The 21,522-nt window shown below is 62.5% G+C and carries 21 protein-coding genes and 1 tRNA gene; 7 read left to right on the top strand and 15 right to left on the bottom strand.

What is annotated here, in order from left to right; all coding sequences use genetic code 11:
• Nucleotide 1: 1 nt before the first annotated feature.
• Nucleotides 2–1,657, top strand: coding sequence for a GMC family oxidoreductase (locus tag HNQ95_RS23635; RefSeq protein WP_182575404.1), 1,656 nt, complete (start codon nt 2–4; stop codon nt 1,655–1,657).
• Between the two features lie 54 nt (nt 1,658–1,711).
• Here HNQ95_RS23635 and HNQ95_RS23630 read toward each other — a convergent pair whose 3' ends face one another.
• The 8 genes from HNQ95_RS23630 to HNQ95_RS23595 all read right to left on the bottom strand — a co-directional run bounded on the left by HNQ95_RS23630 (nt 1,712) and on the right by HNQ95_RS23595 (nt 10,128).
• On the bottom strand, nt 1,712–2,215 hold the full coding sequence (locus HNQ95_RS23630) for a hypothetical protein (RefSeq protein WP_182575423.1): 504 nt from the start codon (nt 2,213–2,215) through the stop codon (nt 1,712–1,714).
• 100 nt (nt 2,216–2,315) lie between these two features.
• Nucleotides 2,316–2,891, bottom strand: coding sequence for a glycosyltransferase (locus HNQ95_RS23625; RefSeq protein ID WP_246719267.1), 576 nt, complete (start codon nt 2,889–2,891; stop codon nt 2,316–2,318).
• Nucleotides 2,892–2,955: 64 nt separating this feature from the next.
• Entirely contained in the window at nt 2,956–3,918 is a 963-nt protein-coding gene (locus HNQ95_RS23620; protein ID WP_154386963.1) for an ABC transporter ATP-binding protein, read from the bottom strand.
• Complete coding sequence (locus HNQ95_RS23615) at nt 3,915–5,114, bottom strand: amidohydrolase family protein (protein ID WP_182575405.1); 1,200 nt, start codon at nt 5,112–5,114, stop codon at nt 3,915–3,917. The genes HNQ95_RS23620 and HNQ95_RS23615 overlap by 4 nt, the downstream gene beginning before the upstream one ends.
• Before the next feature lie 18 nt (nt 5,115–5,132).
• A complete protein-coding gene (locus tag HNQ95_RS23610; RefSeq protein ID WP_182575406.1) occupies nt 5,133–6,056 on the bottom strand; it encodes an ABC transporter permease in 924 nt (307 codons plus the stop codon).
• Entirely contained in the window at nt 6,053–7,018 is a 966-nt protein-coding gene (locus HNQ95_RS23605; RefSeq protein ID WP_067958301.1) for an ABC transporter permease, read from the bottom strand. The genes HNQ95_RS23610 and HNQ95_RS23605 overlap by 4 nt, the downstream gene beginning before the upstream one ends.
• A 60-nt stretch (nt 7,019–7,078) precedes the next feature.
• Nucleotides 7,079–8,644: an ABC transporter substrate-binding protein gene (locus HNQ95_RS23600; RefSeq protein ID WP_182575407.1), complete on the bottom strand. Its 1,566-nt coding sequence runs from the start codon at nt 8,642–8,644 to the stop codon at nt 7,079–7,081.
• Between the two features lie 470 nt (nt 8,645–9,114).
• Entirely contained in the window at nt 9,115–10,128 is a 1,014-nt protein-coding gene (locus tag HNQ95_RS23595; protein ID WP_154386965.1) for an ABC transporter ATP-binding protein, read from the bottom strand.
• Between the two features lie 132 nt (nt 10,129–10,260).
• Here HNQ95_RS23595 and HNQ95_RS23590 point away from each other — a divergent pair, with 132 nt between their 5' ends.
• Complete coding sequence (locus HNQ95_RS23590) at nt 10,261–11,001, top strand: GntR family transcriptional regulator (protein WP_182575408.1); 741 nt, start codon at nt 10,261–10,263, stop codon at nt 10,999–11,001.
• Here the strand turns inward: HNQ95_RS23590 and HNQ95_RS23585 are convergent.
• From HNQ95_RS23585 to HNQ95_RS23575, 3 genes are all read right to left on the bottom strand, one after another.
• On the bottom strand, nt 10,998–11,765 hold the full coding sequence (locus HNQ95_RS23585) for an aspartate/glutamate racemase family protein (protein ID WP_067958311.1): 768 nt from the start codon (nt 11,763–11,765) through the stop codon (nt 10,998–11,000). The two genes, HNQ95_RS23590 and HNQ95_RS23585, sit on opposite strands and share 4 nt — an antisense overlap.
• Before the next feature lie 360 nt (nt 11,766–12,125).
• Entirely contained in the window at nt 12,126–12,377 is a 252-nt protein-coding gene (locus HNQ95_RS23580; RefSeq protein WP_182575409.1) for a hypothetical protein, read from the bottom strand.
• A gap of 102 nt (nt 12,378–12,479) precedes the next feature.
• The gene (locus HNQ95_RS23575; protein WP_246340947.1) at nt 12,480–13,430 is read right to left on the bottom strand and encodes an AraC family transcriptional regulator; all 951 of its coding nucleotides are present in this window, start codon (nt 13,428–13,430) and stop codon (nt 12,480–12,482) included.
• Nucleotides 13,431–13,677: 247 nt separating this feature from the next.
• On the opposite strand from HNQ95_RS23575, the gene HNQ95_RS23570 reads away from it, so the two are divergent.
• Both HNQ95_RS23570 and HNQ95_RS23565 read left to right on the top strand, forming a co-directional pair.
• Entirely contained in the window at nt 13,678–14,130 is a 453-nt protein-coding gene (locus tag HNQ95_RS23570) for a cupin domain-containing protein (protein ID WP_067958320.1), read from the top strand.
• A gap of 109 nt (nt 14,131–14,239) precedes the next feature.
• Nucleotides 14,240–15,727: a flavin-containing monooxygenase gene (locus HNQ95_RS23565; RefSeq protein WP_182575411.1), complete on the top strand. Its 1,488-nt coding sequence runs from the start codon at nt 14,240–14,242 to the stop codon at nt 15,725–15,727.
• A gap of 83 nt (nt 15,728–15,810) precedes the next feature.
• Here HNQ95_RS23565 and HNQ95_RS23560 read toward each other — a convergent pair.
• Nucleotides 15,811–15,885, bottom strand: a tRNA-Val gene (locus tag HNQ95_RS23560).
• Between the two features lie 126 nt (nt 15,886–16,011).
• Entirely contained in the window at nt 16,012–16,374 is a 363-nt protein-coding gene (gene cpdR, locus HNQ95_RS23555; protein ID WP_018429348.1) for a cell cycle two-component system response regulator CpdR, read from the bottom strand.
• A 228-nt stretch (nt 16,375–16,602) separates the two neighbouring features.
• Here cpdR and HNQ95_RS23550 point away from each other — a divergent pair, with 228 nt between their 5' ends.
• Nucleotides 16,603–17,493, top strand: coding sequence for an N-formylglutamate amidohydrolase (locus tag HNQ95_RS23550; RefSeq protein ID WP_182575412.1), 891 nt, complete (start codon nt 16,603–16,605; stop codon nt 17,491–17,493).
• A gap of 225 nt (nt 17,494–17,718) precedes the next feature.
• Nucleotides 17,719–18,489 carry a histidinol-phosphatase gene (gene hisN / locus HNQ95_RS23545; RefSeq protein ID WP_182575422.1) on the top strand — a complete coding sequence of 257 codons (771 nt, stop codon included), beginning with the start codon at nt 17,719–17,721 and terminating at the stop codon, nt 18,487–18,489.
• Nucleotides 18,490–18,495: 6 nt separating this feature from the next.
• Here the strand turns inward: hisN and HNQ95_RS23540 are convergent, their stop codons facing one another.
• Nucleotides 18,496–19,455: an alpha/beta fold hydrolase gene (locus tag HNQ95_RS23540; RefSeq protein ID WP_182575413.1), complete on the bottom strand. Its 960-nt coding sequence runs from the start codon at nt 19,453–19,455 to the stop codon at nt 18,496–18,498.
• 464 nt (nt 19,456–19,919) lie between these two features.
• Here HNQ95_RS23540 and HNQ95_RS23535 point away from each other — a divergent pair, with 464 nt between their 5' ends.
• The gene (locus HNQ95_RS23535) at nt 19,920–20,387 is read left to right on the top strand and encodes an Hsp20 family protein (RefSeq protein WP_154386971.1); all 468 of its coding nucleotides are present in this window, start codon (nt 19,920–19,922) and stop codon (nt 20,385–20,387) included.
• Between the two features lie 74 nt (nt 20,388–20,461).
• Here the strand turns inward: HNQ95_RS23535 and HNQ95_RS23530 are convergent, their stop codons facing one another.
• The gene (locus HNQ95_RS23530) at nt 20,462–21,511 is read right to left on the bottom strand and encodes a threonine aldolase family protein (RefSeq protein ID WP_067958338.1); all 1,050 of its coding nucleotides are present in this window, start codon (nt 21,509–21,511) and stop codon (nt 20,462–20,464) included.
• Nucleotides 21,512–21,522 lie beyond the last annotated feature (11 nt).

Raw genomic sequence — 21,522 nt, 5'->3', positions numbered from 1 at the left:
GATGACTTACGACTACATCATCACAGGTGCGGGTCCAGCCGGTTGCGTGCTGGCCAACCGGTTGAGCGAAGATTCCGATGTGCGCGTACTGTTACTTGAGGCCGGCGGCGGCGACTGGAACCCGCTGTTCCACATGCCGGCGGGCTTTGCCAAGATGACCAAGGGCGTGGCCAGCTGGGGCTGGGAAACCGTGCCGCAGAAGCACATGAAAGGCCGCGTCTTGCGCTACACCCAGGCCAAGGTGATCGGCGGCGGCTCCAGCATCAACGCCCAGCTCTACACGCGCGGCAACGCCGCAGACTATGATCTGTGGGCAAGCGAGGACGGCTGCACCGGCTGGGACTACCGCTCGGTGTTGCCCTATTTCAAGCGCTCGGAAGACAACCAGCGTTTCGCCGACGATTATCATGGCTATGGCGGGCCACTCGGCGTGTCGATGCCGTCGGCTGCCCTGCCGATCTGCGATGCCTATATCCGCGCCGGCCAGGAGCTCGGCATTCCCTACAATCACGACTTCAATGGCAAACAGCAGGCCGGCGTCGGCTTCTATCAATTGACCCAGCGCAACAAGCGGCGCTCGTCGGCCTCGATGGCCTATCTCGCCCCGATCAAGGACAGGCGCAACCTGACCGTCCGGCTCGGCGCACGGGTAACGCGCATCGTGGTCGAGAAGGGCAGGGCTGTCGGTGTCGAGGTCGCGAGCGGCAATGGCAGCGAAATCATCCGCGCCGAGCGCGAGGTGCTGGTTTCCTCCGGGGCCATCGGCTCGCCCAAGCTTCTGCTGCAGTCGGGCATCGGCCCGGCCGATCACCTGAAGAGCGTCGGTGTGCCTGTCGTCCACGACCTCAAGGGTGTCGGCGAAAACATGCAGGACCATCTCGACCTGTTCGTCATTTCCGAATGTACCGGCGATCACACTTACGACAACGTCGCCAAGCTGCATCGGACGCTGTGGGCAGGACTGCAATATGTGCTGTTCCGCACCGGGCCGGTGACGTCAAGCCTCTTTGAAACGGGTGGCTTCTGGTACGCCGATCCCGACGCGCGTTCGCCGGACATCCAGTTCCATCTCGGCCTTGGTTCGGGCATCGAGGCCGGCGTCGCCAGGCTCAAGAACGCCGGCGTGACGCTCAACTCCGCCTATCTGCATCCGCGCTCGCGCGGCACGGTGCGGCTCGCGTCCAGCGACCCGGCGGCGGCTCCGCTGATCGACCCCAATTACTGGGCCGATCCGCACGACCGCAAGATGTCGATCGAAGGTCTCAGGGTTGCACGCGAGATCATGCAGCAGGCAGCGCTCAAGCCGTTCGTGCTGGCCGAGCGGCTGCCCGGACCGGACAAGGTGTCCGAGGAACAGCTGTTCGACTATGGCTGCGCCAACGCCAAGACAGACCATCACCCTGTCGGCACCTGCAAGATGGGCACCGACGATATGGCTGTCGTCGACCTTGAGCTCAAGGTACATGGCATGGAGGGCTTGCGTGTCTGCGACAGCTCGGTCATGCCGCGCGTGCCCTCCTGCAACACCAATGGCCCGACTGTCATGATGGGTGAGAAAGGCGCCGACATCATCCGCAACCGCGACCCGCTGCCACCGGCGATTTTCACATATGAGCGCAACGACACCCGACCACGGGCCAGGGCCGAGATAAGCTAGTTTCACCCGGAGGGCCAGGCCTCGCCCGTCACTCCTGCTCGAGGGGGCATGCCCTCAGTCCGTGGATTGGCTGCCTTTGTTCCGCATGGCCCGCGAACGAGCTTTCCGGGCCTTGCGATGATCGTGGTAGGGAACCTCGACCATTCCGCATTGCAGACAGTCGATGTACTTGCCGCAATTGGTTTCCCAGCACTGGACATCGTGTGTCCAACTGAGCGCGATCCGTTCAAGATGCTGGGTCTGTGACCCCTTCAGAAGGATCAGTTCGTTCGGCCGCGAGGTTGCCTTGACATAGTCAGATGCCTCCTTTGGCAAGAGGAAGTCGATGAACTTGCCGCTGTTCCTGTCCTCTGCGGTAGGGCGGGCGCGATGGCCGTTTTCGCCGACGAAGATGAACTGGTCCGAACATTGGTAGGCGAGGTCGTATGCAAGTGCGGTGCCCTTCCTCGGGCCACCAGTATAGTCGGAGATAAAGCCGATCACTGCGCGCTTGTTGGCTGGCTGGGCATTGCGGAGAATGGCGATGGCGGCCGGAATGCTGTCGTTGGGCGCCTTCACCGTATCGACGATGAAGGCGGGGCCTCCGGCGGTGGCGAGGATGCCGTTCCTCCAGGGCTCGTCCAGTTCGGCCGGGGGGGCTTTTCCAGTATGGAGAGGATCAGGTCCAGGAATGGATGGCCCGGCGCAGCCGCAACGATCGGGGCAACCAACTGGCCGCGCAGGAATTCGTTTTCGTAGACAGTGTAGAGGCTTCCACCGTCATCGAACAATTCATCGACCGGGTGGACGCAAATGCTGTCCGCCCGGCCATGTAGCCGCCCTGGGCGTACAGGATTTCGAAGCGCAGCAGGTCTGCGGCACCGGCATAAGCGCCGCGCTTCATGTACTCGTCGATCTGGGCGCGAGTCCTGAACGTGCCGTTACGGAGGAAGTCATTGTCGTAGAGCGTGTATTCCCAGTCCGGGTGCCGCTCGATCCAGCTCTGCATCCACTGCGACGGCTGCTGCTTCGGGCCTATCCAGATATGACCGAGCTTCCGGGGAATTTTCATGGGGTGCGAAGCTCCATAGGCCCAAGACAGGTGCCCGGCATGCGGCCGTCCAGCAGAGCCGTGGCGAGCAACCAGAAGGCGAAGCGCGGCTTTGGTGAACACTTTCTGGCGTGTGACGAGAGGCTCGTCAACCGAAAGGTCGAGCCCTTCTTTGCCGACCGCCCGAATGAACGGCCGGCGCATGCCGAAGGTTGGCAACCTTTCGGATCTAATGTGCGGGAACTGGCCTTGCGTTGTGCGTTGCTGCTCAGTCTTGAATGGCGTGGCAGGCGACGTTGGCGCCGGCTGCCGAGTGCCTTAGTTCCGGCCGTTCCTTCTTGCAGACGTCCATCGCCAGCGGGCAGCGCGGGTGGAAGGTACAGCCGCTGGGCGGGTTGAGCGGGCTCGGAATGTCGCCGCCCAAGGGCGCGCGGTCGCGCTTCGGCGCTTCGAGGTCGGGCACGGTTTCGAGCAGCAGCCTGGTGTAGGGGTGTTGCGGGTTTTCGAGGATGATTTCGCCCGGTCCTTCCTCGACGAGGCGGCCGAGATACATCACACCGATGCGGTCGGTGAGGAAACGCACGACCGACAGATTGTGGCTGATGAACAGATAGGTCAGCCCTAGTTTCTGCTGCAGATCCTTGAGCAGGTTGAGCACCTGTGCCTGCACAGACACGTCGAGGGCGGATGTCGGTTCGTCGAGCAAAAGCAGCTCGGCCTCGGCGGCAAGCGCGCGGGCGATCGAGATGCGCTGGCGCTGGCCGCCGGAGAATTCGTGCGGATATTTGTCGGCGTCGCTGGGTGCCAGGCCTACGGTGACCAGCAGCTCGCCGATGCGCTTGCGGCGCTCAATGCGGCCAAGCTTTCGCGCCATGGGCTCGGCAATGCTCTGGCCGATGCGCCAGCGTGGATTGAGGCTGCCGACCGGATCCTGGAACACCATCTGCAAGCGCACACGCTCGCCGCTGTCCTTGCGGATCTCGACGGCGCCTACGGTCGGCCTTTCCAGTCCGGCGACGAGGCGTGCGACGGTGGACTTGCCGCAGCCGGATTCGCCAACCAGCGAGAAGGTGGTGCCGGGGCGAATGGCGAAGCTGACGCCGTCGACGGCCTTGACGCTGCGACGCGGGGCGCCGGTTGCCAGGCGTTGCAGGAAGGGTGCTGAAACATCGAAGGTGCGGCCGAGATTGGCGACCTTGAGCAAGGGCTGTTCGGTAACGATTGCGTTCATGCGCCGCCACCATCGATCCAACTGCCGTCGCGGGCGACGATACGGCCGCGCTTGACCACCAGTGCGCGCTTGGGCCGGTCGACGACGATCTGGGCCTGGTTTTCACCTTCGATCAGCACGAGGCTGCCGTCGCAGCCGACATCCAGCCCATGGCCGGCGAGATCGAGCAGGTCGGCGCCGCGCTTCGTACCCATGTCGAGGGCAGCCGTCAGCTCGGCGTCGGTGCGGCAGTTGCTGCGCCAGGACAACAGCCAGCAGCGCTCCAGCATGTCGCCATTGCCATGCGGGTTCCAGGTGTCGCGCAACGAATCCGACGCCACAGCACAACGCACGCCATAGTCGGCAAGCTCGAACATCGGCGGGAAGGGGATGTCGCCGGGCACCGCCGAGATGATGCCGATGCCGGCCTCGGCGAGCAGGTCCATCATGCGGGCGAGCTCGTCGCGCGATGCGGTGCCGAGACAGAAGGCATGGCTGACGATGACCTTGTCCTGCATGCCAAGCGCCTTGGCGCGCTCGGCGATCAGGCCGAGTTCGTAGAGGCCGAGCTCGCCGCGCTCATGCAGGTGGATGTCGATCTTGGCCTGCTTGCGGTGGGCGATGCCGAAAATGGTGTCGAGATGGCCCTTCGCGTCGCCGTCGACGCTGGCCGGGTCGATGCCGCCGATTACAGAGGCGCCTTCGTCAAGGGCTGCTTCCATAAGCTCTGCCGTACCCGGCTCGATCAGCATGCCGAGTTGCGGGAAGGCGACGATCTCGAGGTCGACGGCGTGCTTGGTCTTTTCCCATGCGGCGAGCACGCCATGCAGATTGTCGAGCTTGTATTCGGGCGAGATGTCGACATGGCTGCGAATGTGGGTCGAGCCGTTGGCGACGCACTGGCGCATCAGATTGCCGGCGCGCTCGGCGACAGACCAGGGCAAGCTGCGGCGGATCTCGACCTCGTTGTCGATCATGGAGCGGAGTGAATCCGGCACATTGATGCTGTGCCAGGGCAGGCCCCACAGGATCTTGTCGAGATGGACGTGCGCCTCGACGAAGGGGGCAATGGCGATCGCGCCCTTGCCGTCAACGACCGTGATGCCGTCAGGGCCCGTCACATTGCTGCCAATCGCCGCGATGCGGCCGTTCTCGATCAGGATGTTGCCCGCGCTCCCGGCATCGGGGCGGACATTGGTGAGCAGAAGGTTGGTCATGATTGCTGTTCCGTGGTCTTAGCGAAGGCGAGGATTGAGGACGTCTCGAAGCCAGTCGCCGACGATGTTGACGGCCAGCACCAGAAGCACGAGTGCGGCGCCGGGGAACAGCGAGATCCACCATTCGCCCGACAGCAGCAGGTCGTTGCCGGCGCGGATCAGGGTTCCGAGCGAGGGCTGCGACGGCGGCATGCCGAGGCCGAGGAAGGACAGGATCGCTTCGGTGAGGATGGCGACGCCGAGGCCGAGCGTTGCCAGCACCAGCACCGGGCCGATGGTGTTGGGCAGGATGTGGGCAAGCAGGATACGGACGTTGCCGACCTCGCTGATGCGGGCTGCGGCGACATAGTCTTTGCGGCGCTCGATCATGGTGGCAGCGCGCACGGTGCGGGCGAACTGCACCCAGTCGGCGACGCCGATCGCCAGGATGACGACGTAGAAACGCATCTCCTCGCGCATGCCGATCGGCATGACGATCTTGGCGACGCCGTCGATGAAAAAGGCGATCATGATGGTCGGAAAGCTGAGCTGGATGTCGCCGAGCCGCATGATGACCGTGTCGACCCAGCCGCCGAGATAGCCGGCGATCAGGCCGAGTGCGACGCCGATGGTCATCGAGAAGGCGACGGCGGCGATGCCGACCAGGATCGACACCCGCATACCGTAGAAGATGGTGGAGAGGATGTCGCGGCCCTGCTCGTCGGTGCCTAGCAGGTAGGTCGAACTGCCGCCGTCGATCCATGCCGGCGGCAGGCGGGCGTCCATGATGTTGAGGGTGGCCGGATCGAACGGATTGTGAGGCGCAATCAGGCTTGCGGCGGCGGCACAGAACACCAGCGCGATCAGCGCGACAGCGGCGAAGATGACCGGCGGCGAGTTCCTGAAACGCCAGGCCAGTTCGCTGTTGCCAAAGGCTTTCAGTCGGAGGACGAGCTGGCTCATTTTGCGCGCAACCTTGGATCAACGGCGAGATAGATAAGGTCGACGACCAGGTTGATCGTGACGAAACTGAAACCGACGAAGGCGAGATAGGCGGCCATGACGGGGAAGTCGGCGAATTCGATGGCCTGCAGGATCAGCATGCCCATGCCGGGCCACTGGAAGACCGCCTCGACGACGATGGCGAAGGCGATCAGCGAGCCGATCTGCAGGCCAGTGATGGTAATGACCGGCAACAGGCTGTTGCGCAGCGCATGCGTCAGATAGACGGCGCGGTCAGACAGGCCACGGGCGCGGGCGAACTTGACGAAATCCGTGCGTACCACCTCAAGCATTTCGCCGCGCACGAGCCGCATGATCATCGACACCTGGAACACGGCGAGCGTGATGGTCGGCATGATCAGAGCCTTGATGCCTGATGTGGTGAGCAGGCCAGTCGTCCACCAACCCAGCGTCACGACCTCGCCGCGGCCGAAGGCCGAGAGCCAGCGCAGTTCGACGGAGAACACCAGGATCAGAAGCATGCCGATCAGGAACTGCGGCATGGAGATGCCGAGCAGCGACCCAAACTGCAGGCTGCGGCTCAACAGGCCACGTGGCTTGAGCGCCGTATAGACGCCCATCGGGATACCCATGGCAAGGGCAATGACGGTCGCGCACATGACGAGCTCCAGCGTCGCCGGCAGGCGGGCGAGGATCAGGTCGACCACCGGCTGGCGGTTGCGATAGGAGATGCCGAAATCGCCGACCACGGCACGTTCGACGAAGCGCCAGAACTGGACGAAAGTCGACTGGTCGAGACCAAGGGCGACACGCAGTTCCTCGCGCTGGGCAAGCGTGGCGTTGACGCCGAGGATGTTGTTCACCGGGTCGCCGAGGAAATTGAAGATCGAGAACGAAAGCGCCGACACGACCAGCATCACGAGGATGACGCTGGTCAGTCGCGTGGCGAGCAAGGAAATCATCTCAGCCTCTGAAATGGAGAAGAGGCCGGGCGCGCGTGGCGCCCAGCCTCCGATCAATCGTCAGTCCATCGTGTAGTACCAGAACCGCGTGTATTCGTCGGCTGGTACGATGGCGTGGACCTTGTCGCTCATACCCCAGGTCAGGAACTGCTGGTGCAGCATGATCTTGCCGACCTCGTCGCGGTGCAGCTTCATCACCTCGGAGATCATCTCCTGGCGCTTCTCGGTGTCGTATTCGGTGCCGATCTGCGGGATCAGCTCGTCGACGCGGGCGTTGGAATAGCCTTTCGGGTTCCAGGCGCCGAGGTCGCCGGTGGGTGTGTGGAAGGTCGCCGAGATGATGTTGTAGGCGTCCAGCGTCGGCAGGCCGGCCCAGCCGAGCATGTAGAAAGAGTATTTGCCGGCGGGCAGCTCGGTGTCGAACTGCACAGGCGGGTGCATCGTCAGCTGCGCCTTGATGCCGACCTTGGCGAGCATGCCGACAGTTGCCTGGCAGATCTGCTCGTCATTGATGAACGAACCGGCCGGGCAATCCATCGGCAAGGTGAAGCCGTCGGCATAACCCGCTTCCTTGAGCAGTGCCTTCGACGCCTCGATATCAAAGGGGAAGCGGACGTCGAGGCTGGCGTCGTAGAAGGGCAACTGCGGCGCCATCATGATCGCCGACGGGCGGCTGTTGTCGCGCATGATCGAGCGTTTGATGCCGTCGATGTCGATGGCCTGGTAGATCGCCTTGCGGACGCGTACGTCGGCGAGCGGGTTGGAATCGAGGCCGGGCAAGGTCTTGGACTGCTGGTCCATGCCGTAAAAGATGTTGCGCAGATGTGGCGCGCGCATGATCTGCATTCCGGGTGTTCCCTCGACGCGCGCGACGTCCTGCGGCGGCGCGTTGCGGATGAAGTCGACCTCGCCGGAGAGCAGGGCCGCGACGCGCGTGGCATTGTTGGCGATTGGCGTGTAGACGATCTCGTCGATGTTGTGCTCGCGCTTGTCCCACCATTTTTCGTTGGCGACGAAGACGGTCTTCACGTCGGGCTCGCGGCTGGCGACCTTGAACGGTCCGGTGCCGATCCCTTGCGTGATCATCGCGCCGCCGGTGTTGGTCGACAGGTCGAGCGGCTTCTGGGCGCCGATCGATTCCTGGAATTCCTTGTCGAGGATGTACCAGCCGGCGAAATCGTTGAGCAGCAGCGCGTATTTGCGCTTGAGCGTGATGTCGATGGTGTGGTCGTCGACCTTGGCGATCCCGGCGATCGGCTCGAGCAGGCCGGCGAAGGGCGAGCCCGGCGAACCGGCACGCTCATAGGAGAAGATCACGTCGTCGGCGGTGAACGGGTTGCCGTTGTGGAACTCCACGCCCTTGCGCAGGTGGAAGCGCCACTGAGTGTCGGACAGCGTTTCCCAGCTTTCGGCCAGGGCCGGCTCGATCTTGAGCTCCTTGTTCCAGCGGACAAGGCCTTCATAGACGTTGCCGATCAGGCTGAGCGTGAAATCCTCACGCGCCGCGTGAGGGTCCATCGAACTGATTTCCTGCGATTCAGCGAACCGCAGCGTCTTGGCTTCAGCCGCGCTGATGGCGAGGCCGGCGCAGGAGGTGAGGAGAAGGAGTTTCAGATAACGGTTCATCGGCTGTTCCCACACAGTTCTTGATTGTTGGACTTGTCTTGTCTCGTTCGGGCGTCGGCATGCCGATGGCCAGGGCGTCGAGCATGCCGAAAGCCGCCGCATCCATCGGGTTCGAGAACTGGTTCAACAAGGCTGTGTGGCCGGCGTGACAGGAACGAAACCGCGATCCTCTCATCCCCCGAGGTTCGGGGAATGCCCATTTCGATCCGTTCTGATCTCGAGCACTTGTCACTTGGAGCCTAGCCTGTTGAGAGCCGACAGGAGGGATGATTTCACATCGAATACGCTTCGTCTACAGTGTTGTATGCGTAAAATGGCATAAATTGTATACAAACAATGCCTGAAATTTGAGCTGTGCGGCAGGGGCATGGGCGTGGCGAAACCAGCGCCGTCGCAACGGGCGACGCTATCGAAATCGAAGGCCATGTTCAGACCGCGGCAGCGCCATCCTTGGGGCGGCTGTTCTGCCGTCAGAGCGTCGTGCCGCCCTGGTGGATGAAACAGGCGGCGGATGTGCCGCCGGCATCGGCGAGCCGGGGCAGTTCGCTGCGGCAGCGGTCTCCGGCCTTGGGGCAGCGCGGATTGAAGGCGCAGCCTTCCGGCCAGCTGCCCAGGCGCGGCATCGAGCCATCGATCTGGGCAAGCCGGTCGGCCTTGCGATTGAGCGACGGGATCGAGCCCATCAACCCGGCAGTATAGGGGTGGCGTGGCCGGTGGATGACCTCGTCGACGGGGCCGATCTCGACGACGCGGCCGGCATACATCACCGCGACCCGGTCGGCGGTTTCGGCGATGACACCCATGTCGTGGGTGACAAGCATGATCGCGGTGCCACGGGTCGCCGCAAGCCGCTTCAACAGCCCGATGATCTGGGCCTGGACCGAAACGTCGAGTGCCGTCGTCGGCTCGTCGGCAATGATCAGCTCCGGCTCGCCGGCAAGCGCCAGTGCTATGACGATGCGTTGGCGCATGCCGCCCGAGAACTGGTGCGGATACTGGCTGAAGCGGTTTTCCGGATCGGCGATGCCGACCTCGCGCAGCAGCTGCAGCGCCTTGGCGCGTGCGGTCTCGGCATTGCCCGGATGATGCGCGCGGATGGTTTCTGTCAACTGGCGTCCGACGGTGAACAGCGGGTCGAGGCTGGTCAGCGGGTCCTGGAAAATCGCGCCGATATGGCGGCCGCGCAGCTTGCGTTGTTCGGCCTGGGGCAGGTCGTCGATGCGCTGGCCGGAGAGATGGACGGTGCCGCCCGATATGCGCCCGGGCGGCTGAAGCAGCCCGATCAGGGCGCTTCCGGTCAGCGACTTGCCGGCGCCGGATTCGCCGACGACGCCGAGGATTTCGCCCTGGCCTATGCTGAAGGAAACGTCGTCGACGGCGACGAGCGAGCGTTGGCGCAGCGGAAACTCGATGCGCAGATTGTGTACATCGAGGACGGCGGCAGCTTGCGCCGCCGCTCCCGGATCAAAGGCCAGTCCAGTCATGGGAGCACCGCCATGCGTTCAAGGGTTGTGCCAAGGGAAAAGGCATGTTCCAAGCAGCGACTGTAGAGGATAGAATACATACCAAGTCCTCCTTATGCCCAATTCACCAGGTCAATTCATCAGGATCGTGACATGCTACGCGAGCCCCACGCTTCGAAGACCGCCGTTTCGTCGAGCCAGAGCGGCAAGACCAAAAAGCGCGGCGGCCCGACCGACGAGCATATTCACGGCGAAATCTACGCGGCGATCATCAACCACCAGATCCGCCCCGCCACGCCCTTGCAGGAGGACGCGCTGGCGACTGCCTTCGGCGTCAGCCGCACCATCATCCGCAAGGTTCTGCAGCGGCTGTCGCACGAGAAGCTGGTCGACCTGATCCCCAACAAGGGCGCCTTCGTCGCCAAGCCTTCGATCGAGGAGGCGCGGCAGGTGTTCGAAGCCAGGCGCGGCGTGGAATGCATCCTTGCGGAAAAGCTCGCCTCGACGATAACCAGGGAAGACGTCGATCGGCTGACGGCCATGGTGAGCGCCGAGGCGGAGGCAGTCGAGCAAGACAGCAAACATAGGCGGCTGCAGCTCTCCGGGGATTTTCATCGTGAACTCGCTTCGCTTGCCGGAAACGAGGTGCTGCGTGACTTCGTGCACGAACTGGTGTCGCGGACGTCGCTGATCATCGCGCTGTACGAATCGCCGGGTGCGGTGCCGTGCTCGTACAGCGAGCACAAGGAGATCGTGGACGCCCTGAAGCGGCGGGACGGCAAAAAAGCTGCGCAGTACATGGACCACCATCTCCGTCATATCGAGGCTCAGATCGACCTGTCCGACCACCCCGTGCGCGTCGACTTCAAGACGCTGTTCAAACCGTTGGCCTAACTGACCTTTCTCGTCGTTCCGGCGTTTGCGAGGCGCGTTTCGGGTGCATAGCCGGCGAGCTTGCCGCGATAGGTCTTGGGCAGCGGATAGGCGAGATCGCCGCGCTTGGAGGTCTTCAGGCCCATGCCGACAATGGCCTCGGCAAATTTGACGCCGGCAACCACGCCGTCGATGACGGGAACCTGCAGCCGGTCTTCGAGATAATGCGCAAGATCGGCCATGCCGGCGCAACCGAGCACGATGGCCTCGGAGCGATCTTCGGACAGCGCCCTCTCGCACTCGGCAAGGATGATCGCGCGGGCGTTCGATTCCGGCTTTTCCAGCTCCAGCACCGGAACGTCGGTGGCGCGCACGCGGCGGCAATGATGCTGCATGCCGTAGTTGCGGACCAGCTGTTCGGCGATGATGCGCGTGCGTTCGAGCGTCGTCACCACTGAAAAGCCGGTGGCGACGAAGCTTGCCGCGTGCATGGCGGCTTCTGCAATGCCGAACACCGGCGCGCCTGATATCTCGCGCGCCGCAAGCAGACCGGGATCGCCAAAACAGGCAATGATGTAGGCGTCGGCGGCCGGCCCATCCATGATCTCGTCGACAAGGCCGATGATGCTCATCGCTTCATCGTAGTGGCCTTCGATCGAGGCGGCGCCGGAGCGGGAGGTCACCGCCAGGATCTCGGTTGCCGGTGCTGCAACCGCCCGCGCCGCATCACCGATGAGATCGGTCATCGACTGGGTGGTGTTGGGATTGATGAGCTTAATTCTCATGCGATCCTCTGAAGCCGCTGGCCTCGCCGGGTGTCGGTAGTTCCCAGCCTAAAATTGTATACTATCATGTATTCGTATTGGATGTAATTTGCTGTTGTCAACACGGTATCCGGCGATTTTGCGGGATAGACGAATACGAGTGGCCGCCCGTCGCAGGACTGATGGCGGCGGGTTTGCGCACGGATGCCCGGGCTATCCTAGCTGGCAGCACAAGCATTTGAAGGATTTGGGATTTTGCTGCACTGCAACGGGCTGTAGCGTAAAGCCAATTATTGCGTGGTTTTCCGGGGCGGCTTGCGCCTCTGGAGGCTATGCTAATTGTATACATGTTGAGTAGCTCAGCTTCGGTCGAGAACAGACCTAGAAACCGCAGGCAAGGCATTCCTCGCCGTTCCTGTAGCGATATTCGGCTTTCCAATAGTGCGGGTCGTTGACCAAGGCATATTCCACATCGCCAGACATGGCGTATTTCTTCCTGAACGGACGCGCCAGCATGACGAACAGTCGACAGCCCGGCGGCCAGTCGCCGACCGAGAGAATACTGTTTCCCCTTGATAGCTCCGACATCAGGATCGCCTGCAAGGGCGACGCCATCCGGGGGAGGTCGGGCATAGGTATGCTCCAGTGATTGTCGAGTGACTCGGGCGACGAACACCATCTGGCGGTTTTGCTTGTCGGGAAGGAGGGTAAAGCGTTGCGCCAAGCGCCTGCAAGCTACTGCGGCAGAGCGCTGGCTTTTCTCGTCTCGCGAGGGAGCTCGCCGAACTCGTGCCGGTACTCGGCGGCGAAGCGGCCGAAATGGGTGAAGCCCCACTTCAGCGCGACGTCGGTGACGCTGGCTTCGCCCGCCACGAGGTCGAAACGGGCACGGCGCATGCGTTCGCGGGTCAGGGCACGGATGGGCGAGATGCCGAAGGCGTTGCGGTAAGCCAGTTGCAAGGTCCTGGGGGCTACGCCGGCGGCTTCGGCGATCTCATGCAGACCGATGGGTGCCGCGACATTGGCGCGGATGAATTCTTCTGCCCGCTTCAGGTGGCGGGGGGCTGCACCCGGCCTGTGCTCGTTGAAGAACAGGCTCATGTTGTTGGGCTGGTTGCGCAGGAACAGTTCGAGCAGGTGCTGCTCATGCAGAACGTTGTGCAGGCCCGGGCCGTGCAGCGGTTCCTTCGCATCGGCGGCATGGAACAGCGAATTGGCAAGACGGCGCCATGCCTGCATCTCGGGCCGGGAGAAATCGATCAGCGGGTCGAAGATCAGCGGCCCCTGGATATCGCGGTCGAGCAAGCGCATGGCAAAGGCATGCAGCGGCGCCTTTCGCACCTGGACGAGCAACTGGGCGCAGCCCTGCCACCATTTCATCCTTGTCGCCAGGTCGGCGTTGAGGACGGAGGCGACGCTGCGGTCGGTCAGAAACTCGCGTGTGCCGTTGCGGACGGTGGCTGAACCGGAGATCGGCATTTGGATCAGGTAGAAGTCGCCGAGTTCGCCCGGATCGATCAGCACGTCGGCGCCATAGCTGATGTAGTTCAGCGAGATCATCTCGCCGGGCGCATGATTGTGCGTGACGCGAAAAGCTGTCCTCTCACCGATGATGTCCAGTCGGTGATTGCAAAACTTCTGGGCGACCCGCTCCCTGGCGCAGTCGAGATCGTTCGACTGAAACAAGACATGGTCTGAAAGCGGTACCCTTCGGACGGACGCCTCTTCCATCAGCATTCGGGCAGACTAGCACCGATCCTCCAGCTGCCAATGAAAATGAGCGGCAGTAGGTCGTGCCGGCAGCATTTTTGCGCTTTCTGGATAGTCATCGCGCATTCCGGCTAGTGCTTTGAAGATACCCGCAGCAATCTATGCGTGGAACAAATGAAAGGGTCGCCTCGGGTAGGCCCTTCGAAAGCAAAGGGAGCATCACATGAGCAATGAACTCGCCAAGGGCATCACGCGCCAGGGCACCGGCTATGCCGGCAAGACCTGGAACATCCTTGGACAGGTCTATTTCCCGAAGGCGGTGTGCGACGCCACCTTCGCCTTCGAGACCAACAGCGAGCCGGGCCAGTTCGTGCCCGTGCACATCCATCCGAACCAGGAAGAGTTCATCCTGGTGCAGGAAGGCGAGCTCGACCTCAAGCTCGACGGCGAATGGGTCAAGGCCAAGGCGGGCGATCTTGTGCGCATGCCCAGGGGCATTCCGCACGGCTACTTCAACAAGTCCGACAAGCCGACCAAGGCCCTGTTCTGGGTTTCGCCGGCTGGAATGCTGGAAGAACTGTTCAACCGGCTCGACAACCTCGCCGACCCGGCCGAGGTGGTGAAGGTCTCGGCTCAGCACGAGGTCAACTTCCTGCCGCCCGAAGCCAACGACTAGGCTGCCAGCTTCCAACGGGAATCTGCCTGGCGCGCGCGACACGGGTCGCGTGCGAAGGCCGGCTCGCGTCCTGGCGAACCCTGCATCCTGGCACACAAGGAACAGCAAGATGGTCGAGAAGAAGAAAGTCTGCGTCATCGGCGCCGGCGTCAGCGGGCTTGCGGCAGCACATGCCTTCAGGCAGCGCGGACATGATGTCGAAATCGTCGAGCGCGGTTACGACCTGGGCGGGGTCTGGGAGCCGTCGCGATCCTATCCCGACGTTCAGACGCAAAGCCCAAAGGATCTCTATCGCTACACCTCGATGCCGATGCCGGAGAACTATCCGGAATGGCCGAAAGGCACGCAGGTCCACGCCTATCTCAAGAGTTACGCCGAGCAGAACGGGCTCGTGCCGCTGATCCGCTACGGTACCAAGGTTGTTTCCATGCAGCGGCGCAATGGCGCCAAAGGCTGGGCCGTCGAACTGGAAACTGGCGACGGCACGACGGTCACTGGGGATTTTGACTTCGTTGCCGTCTGCACGGGCAATTTCAGCGAGAAACGCGAGCTGGTGCATCCGGGTCAGGACACGTTCGTCGCGGCCGGCGGCCAGGTGCTGCACTCGTCCGAATACACCGATCCGGCGACGGTGCGGGGCAAGCGGGTCGTGGTGCTCGGCTTCTCCAAGTCGGCGACAGACATCGCCGTCAACGCCGTCAATTCGGGTGCAGCCGCCGTCACCATCGTCTATCTCGAGCCGGTCTGGCGTATTCCCTACTTCATCGGCGGCCTGATCAACTTCAAGCGCATCCTCTATGTCCGTGCCCAGGAGGTGATGTTCCCGAGCTGGAACCAGCCTCTGCTGGCGCGACTGGCGCATGCCATGGCCAAGCCGTTCGTCTGGGCCAACTGGCGCGGGCTGGAAAGCCTGCTTTCGCTGCAACTCAAGCTGAAGAAGACCGGCCTCAGGCCGAAGGTGCCGATCGAGACCAGCATCAACTGCTCGGTACCGATCGTCACGCCCGGCTTCTTCGACATGGTCGCCGATGGGCGCATCAAGGCAATCCAGGGCACCATCGCTTCTTATGCGAAGGACACGGTGGTCCTGTCGGGCGGCGAGCGGGTCAAGGCCGACATGGCCATTCTCGCCGTCGGCTGGAAATCCGGCGTGCCGTTCCTTCCGGAGGAATACCGGCGCAAGCTGGTCGAGCCCGACGGGCAGTACCGGCTTTATCGCGTCATCGCCAACCCCGATTTGCCCGACATGGGCTTCGTCGGCTTCAACTCTTCATTCTGCACTGTTCTGAGTGCTGAACTCGCCGCCAACTGGTTGGTGCGATATGCGGACGGCAAGCTGGGGCGTCAGCCGACGCACCAGGAGATGACCGACAACATCGAGATGATGCTGCGCTGGAAGCGCGACGAACGGCCGGCGGCTGGCGTCTATGGTGGCCTGTGCGTCGCGCCTTATCATTTCAAGCATTTCGACGAACTGCTGGCTGACATCGGCGCAACCAAACGGCGGCGCAACGTCTTGGCCGAAAACTTCGCGCCGCCAAACGCCGATGCCTATGCGGGCTATCTCAACAGCGCGCCGGATTATCGGGCGGCGTAAAAGGACGACGCAAACAACTGTGCCAAGTCCGGCTGTCCGTCGGGCGCTGGTCGATATTAGCAAGTGATATCAGGGAGTTCGGATGGTGGGCGTGACAGGGATTGAACCTGTGACCCCTGCAATGTCAATGCAGTGCTCTCCCGCTGAGCTACACGCCCATCCGATGGGGGCGGATACACCATTTTTGATCCGGCGCGTCAATAGCGTGTTTGGCGGAAAAACGCGCCGGATCGTCAATTCCTTCAGCGGCGCGATCAATTCCCTTGGCGACGCTGGGGAAACGCCTATGCGGCGTGGAGCATCTTCTCGACTTCGTTGACGAGATCGCGCAGATGGAAGGGCTTCGACAGCACTTTTGCGTCGCGTGGTGCCTTCGAATCAGGGTTCAGGGCGACAGCCGCGAAGCCGGTGATGAACATCACCTTGAGATCGGGGTCGATCTCGGTTGCGCGGCGCGCCAGTTCGATGCCGTCCATTTCCGGCATGACGATGTCGGTCAGAAGCAGCGAAAAGGGTTCCTCGCGCAGCCGCTCGTAAGCGCTTGCGCCATTGTCGAAGTCGCTCACCTGGTAACCTGCGCGTTCCAGCGCCTTGACCAGGAAGCGACGCATATCGTCGTCGTCTTCTGCCAGAAGAATGCGTGCCATAAGTATCCCGTCCGAATCAGCGGTCGAAGCCGCCCCCCAGCAGGGGCTTCGTTAACCATCTTGTATATGAGTCCTGGACGGTAAACATCAAGTGAATGCCGTGTCAGCAGAGTGACGCAAAGGCATAATAAGAGCCGACTTTCCACCGCCTGAACGACTGGACACTGGCCGCCGCAGGTGGCACTTTCGATAGATGAGTGAGTGCATTTCGCAGGTCCATCACGAAAGATGACGCCAGCCGAAGATTTCGCCGAGCTGCCGCCGTTCGAAGTCCGGACGAGTGCCGAGCAGCGTGTGCCATTCGTGTTCAATTCGCCGCACAGCGGACGTTGTTATCCCGACCGGTTTCTGGCCATGTCCAGGCTCGATGCCATGGCGATCAGGCGCTCGGAGGACTGCTATGTCGACGAGCTGTTCGGCGCGGCCGTCGCCTTGGGCGCGCCGATGCTGACCGCTCACTTCCCACGCGCCTATCTCGATGTGAACCGCGAGCCGTGGGAACTCGATCCCCGGATGTTCGCCGAGCCGGTGCCGCCTTTCGCCAATGTCCGCTCGGCGCGCGTCGCCGGAGGGCTGGGCACGGTGCCGAAGCTGGTGGGCGAGGGGCTGGATATCTATCCCGGCCGGCTGCCGCTGTCGGAGGCGATCGGGCGAATCGAATCCGTCTACAAGCCCTATCATGAGACGTTGAAGCGGCTGGTTACCCGGACCCATGCCCGGTTTGGCTATGCCGTGCTCGTCGACTGCCATTCGATGCCGGCATCGGTCCGTCTCGGCGACAATGGCACACGGCCTGATTTCATCGTCGGTGACCGTTTCGGGACCTCTGCTGCATCTGCTCTGTCAGAGCGGGCAATCGGGCTGCTGGCGGCCATGGGTTATGCTGTGGCGCACAATAAACCTTACGCCGGCGGCTTTATCACCGAACACTACGGCCGCCCGGCCCGGAAGCTTCATGCGCTGCAGATCGAGATCAATCGCGGGCTCTATATGGACGAACGAACGTTCAAGAAATCCGCTGGATTTTATGCGCTTGCCGACGATCTGGCCCGGTTTTCCGGGGATCTCATGGCAATGCCAGACTATCATTTCCTCGACCTGCCATTGGCCGCAGAGTAGCCGCCCGAGGCCGGCGGTTAAAAAAAGACCGCTCCGGAGAGCGGTCGAAGTCTAGGGAGGAAACGCCCAAGGAGGGCATGGACAGGAGAACTGTCCGAAGTCGAGATTATTGTGCGCTGCACAAAAGTCAAGGCGCCTTTGGGCTTTTTAATTCACGGTGATGTGGTTATTGCCGAGCGGGGTCGTGGCGTGTCATTCACGCCACAGTTGGAGATGGGGTGATTGATGGTCGACGCCGGGTTCATGCGACGGATCGCAACTGCAGCAGCAGCCGAGACGCTGCCGCGTTTTCGCCGCCTTGAGGCGGTGGAAAACAAGCTTGCCAGTGGTTTCGATCCGGTCACCGAGGCTGACCAGGAGGCCGAAAGTGCCATTCGCGCGCTGATCAACGCCGAATTTCCCGATCATGGCATCCTCGGCGAGGAGCATGGCAGCGAAAACCTCGGCAACAGCCATGTCTGGGTGATCGACCCGATCGACGGCACACGCGCCTTCATTTCCGGCCTGCCGGTGTGGGGCACCTTGGTCGGGCTAACCGTCGAGGGCGATGCGGTTGCCGGCCTGATGTCGCAGCCATTCACCGGCGAGCTGTTTTATGCCGACGGCAAGGGTTCGCATTACGAGGGCCCGGGCGGGCCGCGCAAGCTTGCCGTGCGCAAGACAACGTCGCTCGCCAATGCGACGATGTTCACCACGACGCCAAGCCTGTTCAAGGGCGAGATGCGCAAACGCTACGACCATCTGGAAACGCAGGTGCAACTCGCGCGCTACGGCACCGATTGCTACGCCTTCGCCATGGTTGCGGCGGGCCAGGTCGACATCGTCGTCGATCCGGGGCTCAAGCCCTACGACATCGTGGCGCTGATCCCCATCATCGAGCAGGCCGGTGGCATCGTCACGACCTTCGAGGGCGGCCCGGCGGAAAATGGTGGCGACATCATCGCGGCGGCAACGCCCGAGCTGCATGCTGCGGCCCTGAAGGTGCTGATGGGCTGAAGCAGGCTATTCGACCATCACGGGCGTTCCCGGCACGAAAGCGCTGAACGCCGCGAGCAGTTGCTCGCGGTAGATATCGACTTCTTGCAGGATCTCGTGGCGGGCGCCATCGATGGTCAGCATTGAGGCAACACGGCATCCGTGGACATATTGCTCGACGTCGCGCGTCGAGACCACCTGGTCGGCGCCGGCCGTGACAATCAGCATCGGCACCTTGAGCGAGGCCATGAAGGCCGGGTCGCGCACGGTTTCCGAGGCCGTCGCAGCCGCCCGCAGCCAGGCGATCGTCGGCCCGCCGACGGAAAGTTCGGGATAGGTCTCGTAGAGCAGGATGTTGCGGCGATAGCGACGTTCGTCGCTGGTCAGCTTGTTGACAGCAAAGGGCGTGCCTTCGCGCGGCCGCGGGCCCCAGGCGGCGTAGAGCCTGCCGAGGCCGATCCAGCACAGCAGCGTTGTGATGCGCCTGATCGCCGACATCGAGAACGGCGCGCCGACGACCGACAGGAACGGCGCCACCAGCACCATGCGCTGGACGCGGTTGATCATCGCCGGTGCGGCGAGAAGGGCGATCAAGGCACCGCTTGAATGGGCAAGGATGAAGAATGGGCCGCGGCAGTCGGGCAAGACGATCTGCTCGAAGAAGGCCTCGAGATCCCTAACATAGTGGTCGAATGTCTTGACGTGGCCGCGGTGACGGTCGCGCAGCAGCCGCTCGGATGCACCCTGGCCACGCCAGTCGAAGGTGGCGACGGCATGGCCGCGTACTGACAAATCGCGAACGGTCTCGAAATACTTCTCGATACACTCGTTGCGGCCCGGCAGCAGAATCACCGTGCCCTTGAACGGGTGCGAAGTCGCGGGAAACAGGCCATAACGCAACTGCTTGCTGTCATGTGCGTTGAAGTGGCCGACGGTTGCCCGCTCGGGTACCGGATTGCCGGGGATTTCGTGGAACACGTCCGTCATCAGCGCTCGGCTTGGCACTCGCTGCCGTGGGATCTGGCGATACGAGGGTGATAGAAAGCCGCACCGAGAAAATCAAAGGAAATCCGTGCGAAGCGGAAACGCCAATCGGAATCGAATGAGGCCGAAGGCAGCTTGCGGGTTGCCTTCGGCCTCTGTCGTTCCGGGAGGAAGGGACGTTGCAACCCGGTTCGGCTTCGTCGGCGGCATTCTGTGGTGCCGCCTGTTCTTGAACTTGGGTGCACTCTAGGCCGGCCGACCTGAACGGATACCGAAGGGGCGGTTCATCTTCGGTTCATCCTGGCGGCGGTGAAAAAGCTCTCGCAAAGATGTCTTGAAATGGCTTTGGGCGCCCCCCAAATGTCTCCTGCGGCGCCCAATATCGGGGCCGCTGATCACCGCCGGGACGCCAGAATGGGTTTCGGCACAGGTCATGCGCAAACCTTGTTGCTCACTGGAGAACACCCATGCGTCACGTTGATTTTTCCTCGCTCCACCGCTCGACTGTCGGCTTCGACCGTCTGTTCAACATGCTTGATGGCCTTGGCCAGCCTGACGGCGGCACCACCTATCCGCCCTACAACATCGAGCGCACCGGCGAGGACGCCTACCGCATCAGCATGGCGGTCGCAGGCTTCTCGGAAACCGAGATTTCGATTGAAGCCCATCGCAATGTGCTGACGGTCAAGGGCGAGCGCGCCAATGAAAGCGCCGGCGAAGGTTCGGAGCTGCTCTATCGCGGCATCGCCTCGCGTGCCTTCGAGCGACGCTTCCAGCTTGCCGACCATGTCGAGGTCGTCGGCGCGACCCTCAAGAACGGCCTGCTTCATATCGATCTCAAGCGCAACATTCCTGAAGAGCACAAGCCTCGCAAGATCGAGATCTCCGCTGCTCCAGCGAAGGCCAAGCAGATCGAGGCCAACACGGTCAACTAAGACTGCTCCTCCCAAGCAGCAAAGGCGGCGCCTCCAGCGCCGCCTTTTTTGTTGTCCGCTATCCGTAACTGCGCCTAACGCAGCAGTTCGCTGAACCGGCCGATGTCGTCTGAGGTGGTGGCGAAGGAGGTGACGAAGCGATAGAGCGCCTCGTCATCGCTGATCTGCCCGGCGAGCGACGTCGGGGTCGGCCAGGTGTAGAAGGCGGCACCTGCCGCCTGGGCCTTTTCGGCAACATCCTTCCTGATGATGGCGAAGACCTCGTTGGCCTCAGGCTGCCAGCCGAGGCGCGCAACGGCCGAGCTTTCGAAAGCCTGGGCAAGACTCGCCGACATCGCATTGGCGTGACGCGCCGTTTCCAGCCACAGGCCGCCGTCGAAATAGGCGTCGAATTGCGCCGAGATGAAACGCGCTTTGGAGAACAGCTGGGCCGAACGCTTGCGCAGGAAGGCCATTTCCCTGGCACGGTCGAGATCGAACATGACGATCGCCTCGGCGCACCAGCAGCCGTTCTTGGTGCCGCCGAAGGAGATGATGTCGACGCCGCGTTTCCAGGTCATCTCCGCCGGCGAGACGTCGAGAGACACCAGCGCATTGGCAAAGCGGGCGCCATCCATATGCAGCGGCACCGCATGCTTGCGGGCGACGGCGGAGACGGCCGCGATATGGTCGAGACGATAGATGGTGCCGACCTCGGTCGCCTGGGTGATGGAAATCGCCGCCGGGCGTCCGCCGTGGACGTTTTCGGAGGCGTAGCGGCCGATCGCTCGCTCGAGATTGCCGATGTCCATGCGCCCGAGCGTTCCATCGACCGGGTAGAGCCGAGAACCATGGGAAAAATACTCAGGCGCGCCGCATTCATCCTCGAGAATGTGCGCCTCGCGGTGGGCAAAGGAAATGCCACCTGGCTTGCCGTATGCGGCGAGCGAAAGCGAATTAGCCGCGGTGCCTGTGGCGACGAAGAACACCGCCACCTCGCGCTCGAAAACTTCGGAGAACCGTGCATAGACCGCCTTGTCGAGCTCGCCGTCGCCATAGGCGCGGCTGAAGCCCGCAGCACTGGCATGCAGTCTCTCGGAAATCTTGGGGTGAGCGCCGGCCCAATTGTCTGATGCGAAGAACATTTTCGTCGGTC

Origin of the sequence: Aminobacter ciceronei (genome assembly GCF_014138625.1) — a bacterium.
Taxonomy (GTDB): Bacteria; Pseudomonadota; Alphaproteobacteria; order Rhizobiales; family Rhizobiaceae; genus Aminobacter; species Aminobacter ciceronei.
Note: the sequence above shows the minus strand (reverse complement) of the source record. Positions and strands in the feature narration are given on the sequence as shown.

Coding starts and splice junctions, on each gene's coding strand:
- HNQ95_RS23530 (WP_067958338.1), bottom strand. CDS start 21,511: ATGTTCTTCGCATCAGACAATTGGGCCGGCGCTCACCCCAAGATTTCC.
- HNQ95_RS23615 (WP_182575405.1), bottom strand. CDS start 5,114: ATGACCAACCTTCTGCTCACCAATGTCCGCCCCGATGCCGGGAGCGCG.
- HNQ95_RS23580 (WP_182575409.1), bottom strand. CDS start 12,377: ATGCCCGACCTCCCCCGGATGGCGTCGCCCTTGCAGGCGATCCTGATG.
- HNQ95_RS23595 (WP_154386965.1), bottom strand. CDS start 10,128: ATGACTGGACTGGCCTTTGATCCGGGAGCGGCGGCGCAAGCTGCCGCC.
- HNQ95_RS23535 (WP_154386971.1), top strand. CDS start 19,920: ATGCGTCACGTTGATTTTTCCTCGCTCCACCGCTCGACTGTCGGCTTC.
- HNQ95_RS23540 (WP_182575413.1), bottom strand. CDS start 19,455: ATGACGGACGTGTTCCACGAAATCCCCGGCAATCCGGTACCCGAGCGG.
- HNQ95_RS23585 (WP_067958311.1), bottom strand. CDS start 11,765: ATGAGAATTAAGCTCATCAATCCCAACACCACCCAGTCGATGACCGAT.
- HNQ95_RS23590 (WP_182575408.1), top strand. CDS start 10,261: ATGCTACGCGAGCCCCACGCTTCGAAGACCGCCGTTTCGTCGAGCCAG.
- cpdR (WP_018429348.1), bottom strand. CDS start 16,374: ATGGCACGCATTCTTCTGGCAGAAGACGACGACGATATGCGTCGCTTC.
- HNQ95_RS23550 (WP_182575412.1), top strand. CDS start 16,603: ATGACGCCAGCCGAAGATTTCGCCGAGCTGCCGCCGTTCGAAGTCCGG.
- HNQ95_RS23620 (WP_154386963.1), bottom strand. CDS start 3,918: ATGAACGCAATCGTTACCGAACAGCCCTTGCTCAAGGTCGCCAATCTC.
- hisN (WP_182575422.1), top strand. CDS start 17,719: ATGGTCGACGCCGGGTTCATGCGACGGATCGCAACTGCAGCAGCAGCC.
- HNQ95_RS23635 (WP_182575404.1), top strand. CDS start 2: ATGACTTACGACTACATCATCACAGGTGCGGGTCCAGCCGGTTGCGTG.
- HNQ95_RS23610 (WP_182575406.1), bottom strand. CDS start 6,056: ATGAGCCAGCTCGTCCTCCGACTGAAAGCCTTTGGCAACAGCGAACTG.
- HNQ95_RS23605 (WP_067958301.1), bottom strand. CDS start 7,018: ATGATTTCCTTGCTCGCCACGCGACTGACCAGCGTCATCCTCGTGATG.
- HNQ95_RS23600 (WP_182575407.1), bottom strand. CDS start 8,644: ATGAACCGTTATCTGAAACTCCTTCTCCTCACCTCCTGCGCCGGCCTC.
- HNQ95_RS23570 (WP_067958320.1), top strand. CDS start 13,678: ATGAGCAATGAACTCGCCAAGGGCATCACGCGCCAGGGCACCGGCTAT.
- HNQ95_RS23565 (WP_182575411.1), top strand. CDS start 14,240: ATGGTCGAGAAGAAGAAAGTCTGCGTCATCGGCGCCGGCGTCAGCGGG.
- HNQ95_RS23625 (WP_246719267.1), bottom strand. CDS start 2,891: ATGCGCCGGCCGTTCATTCGGGCGGTCGGCAAAGAAGGGCTCGACCTT.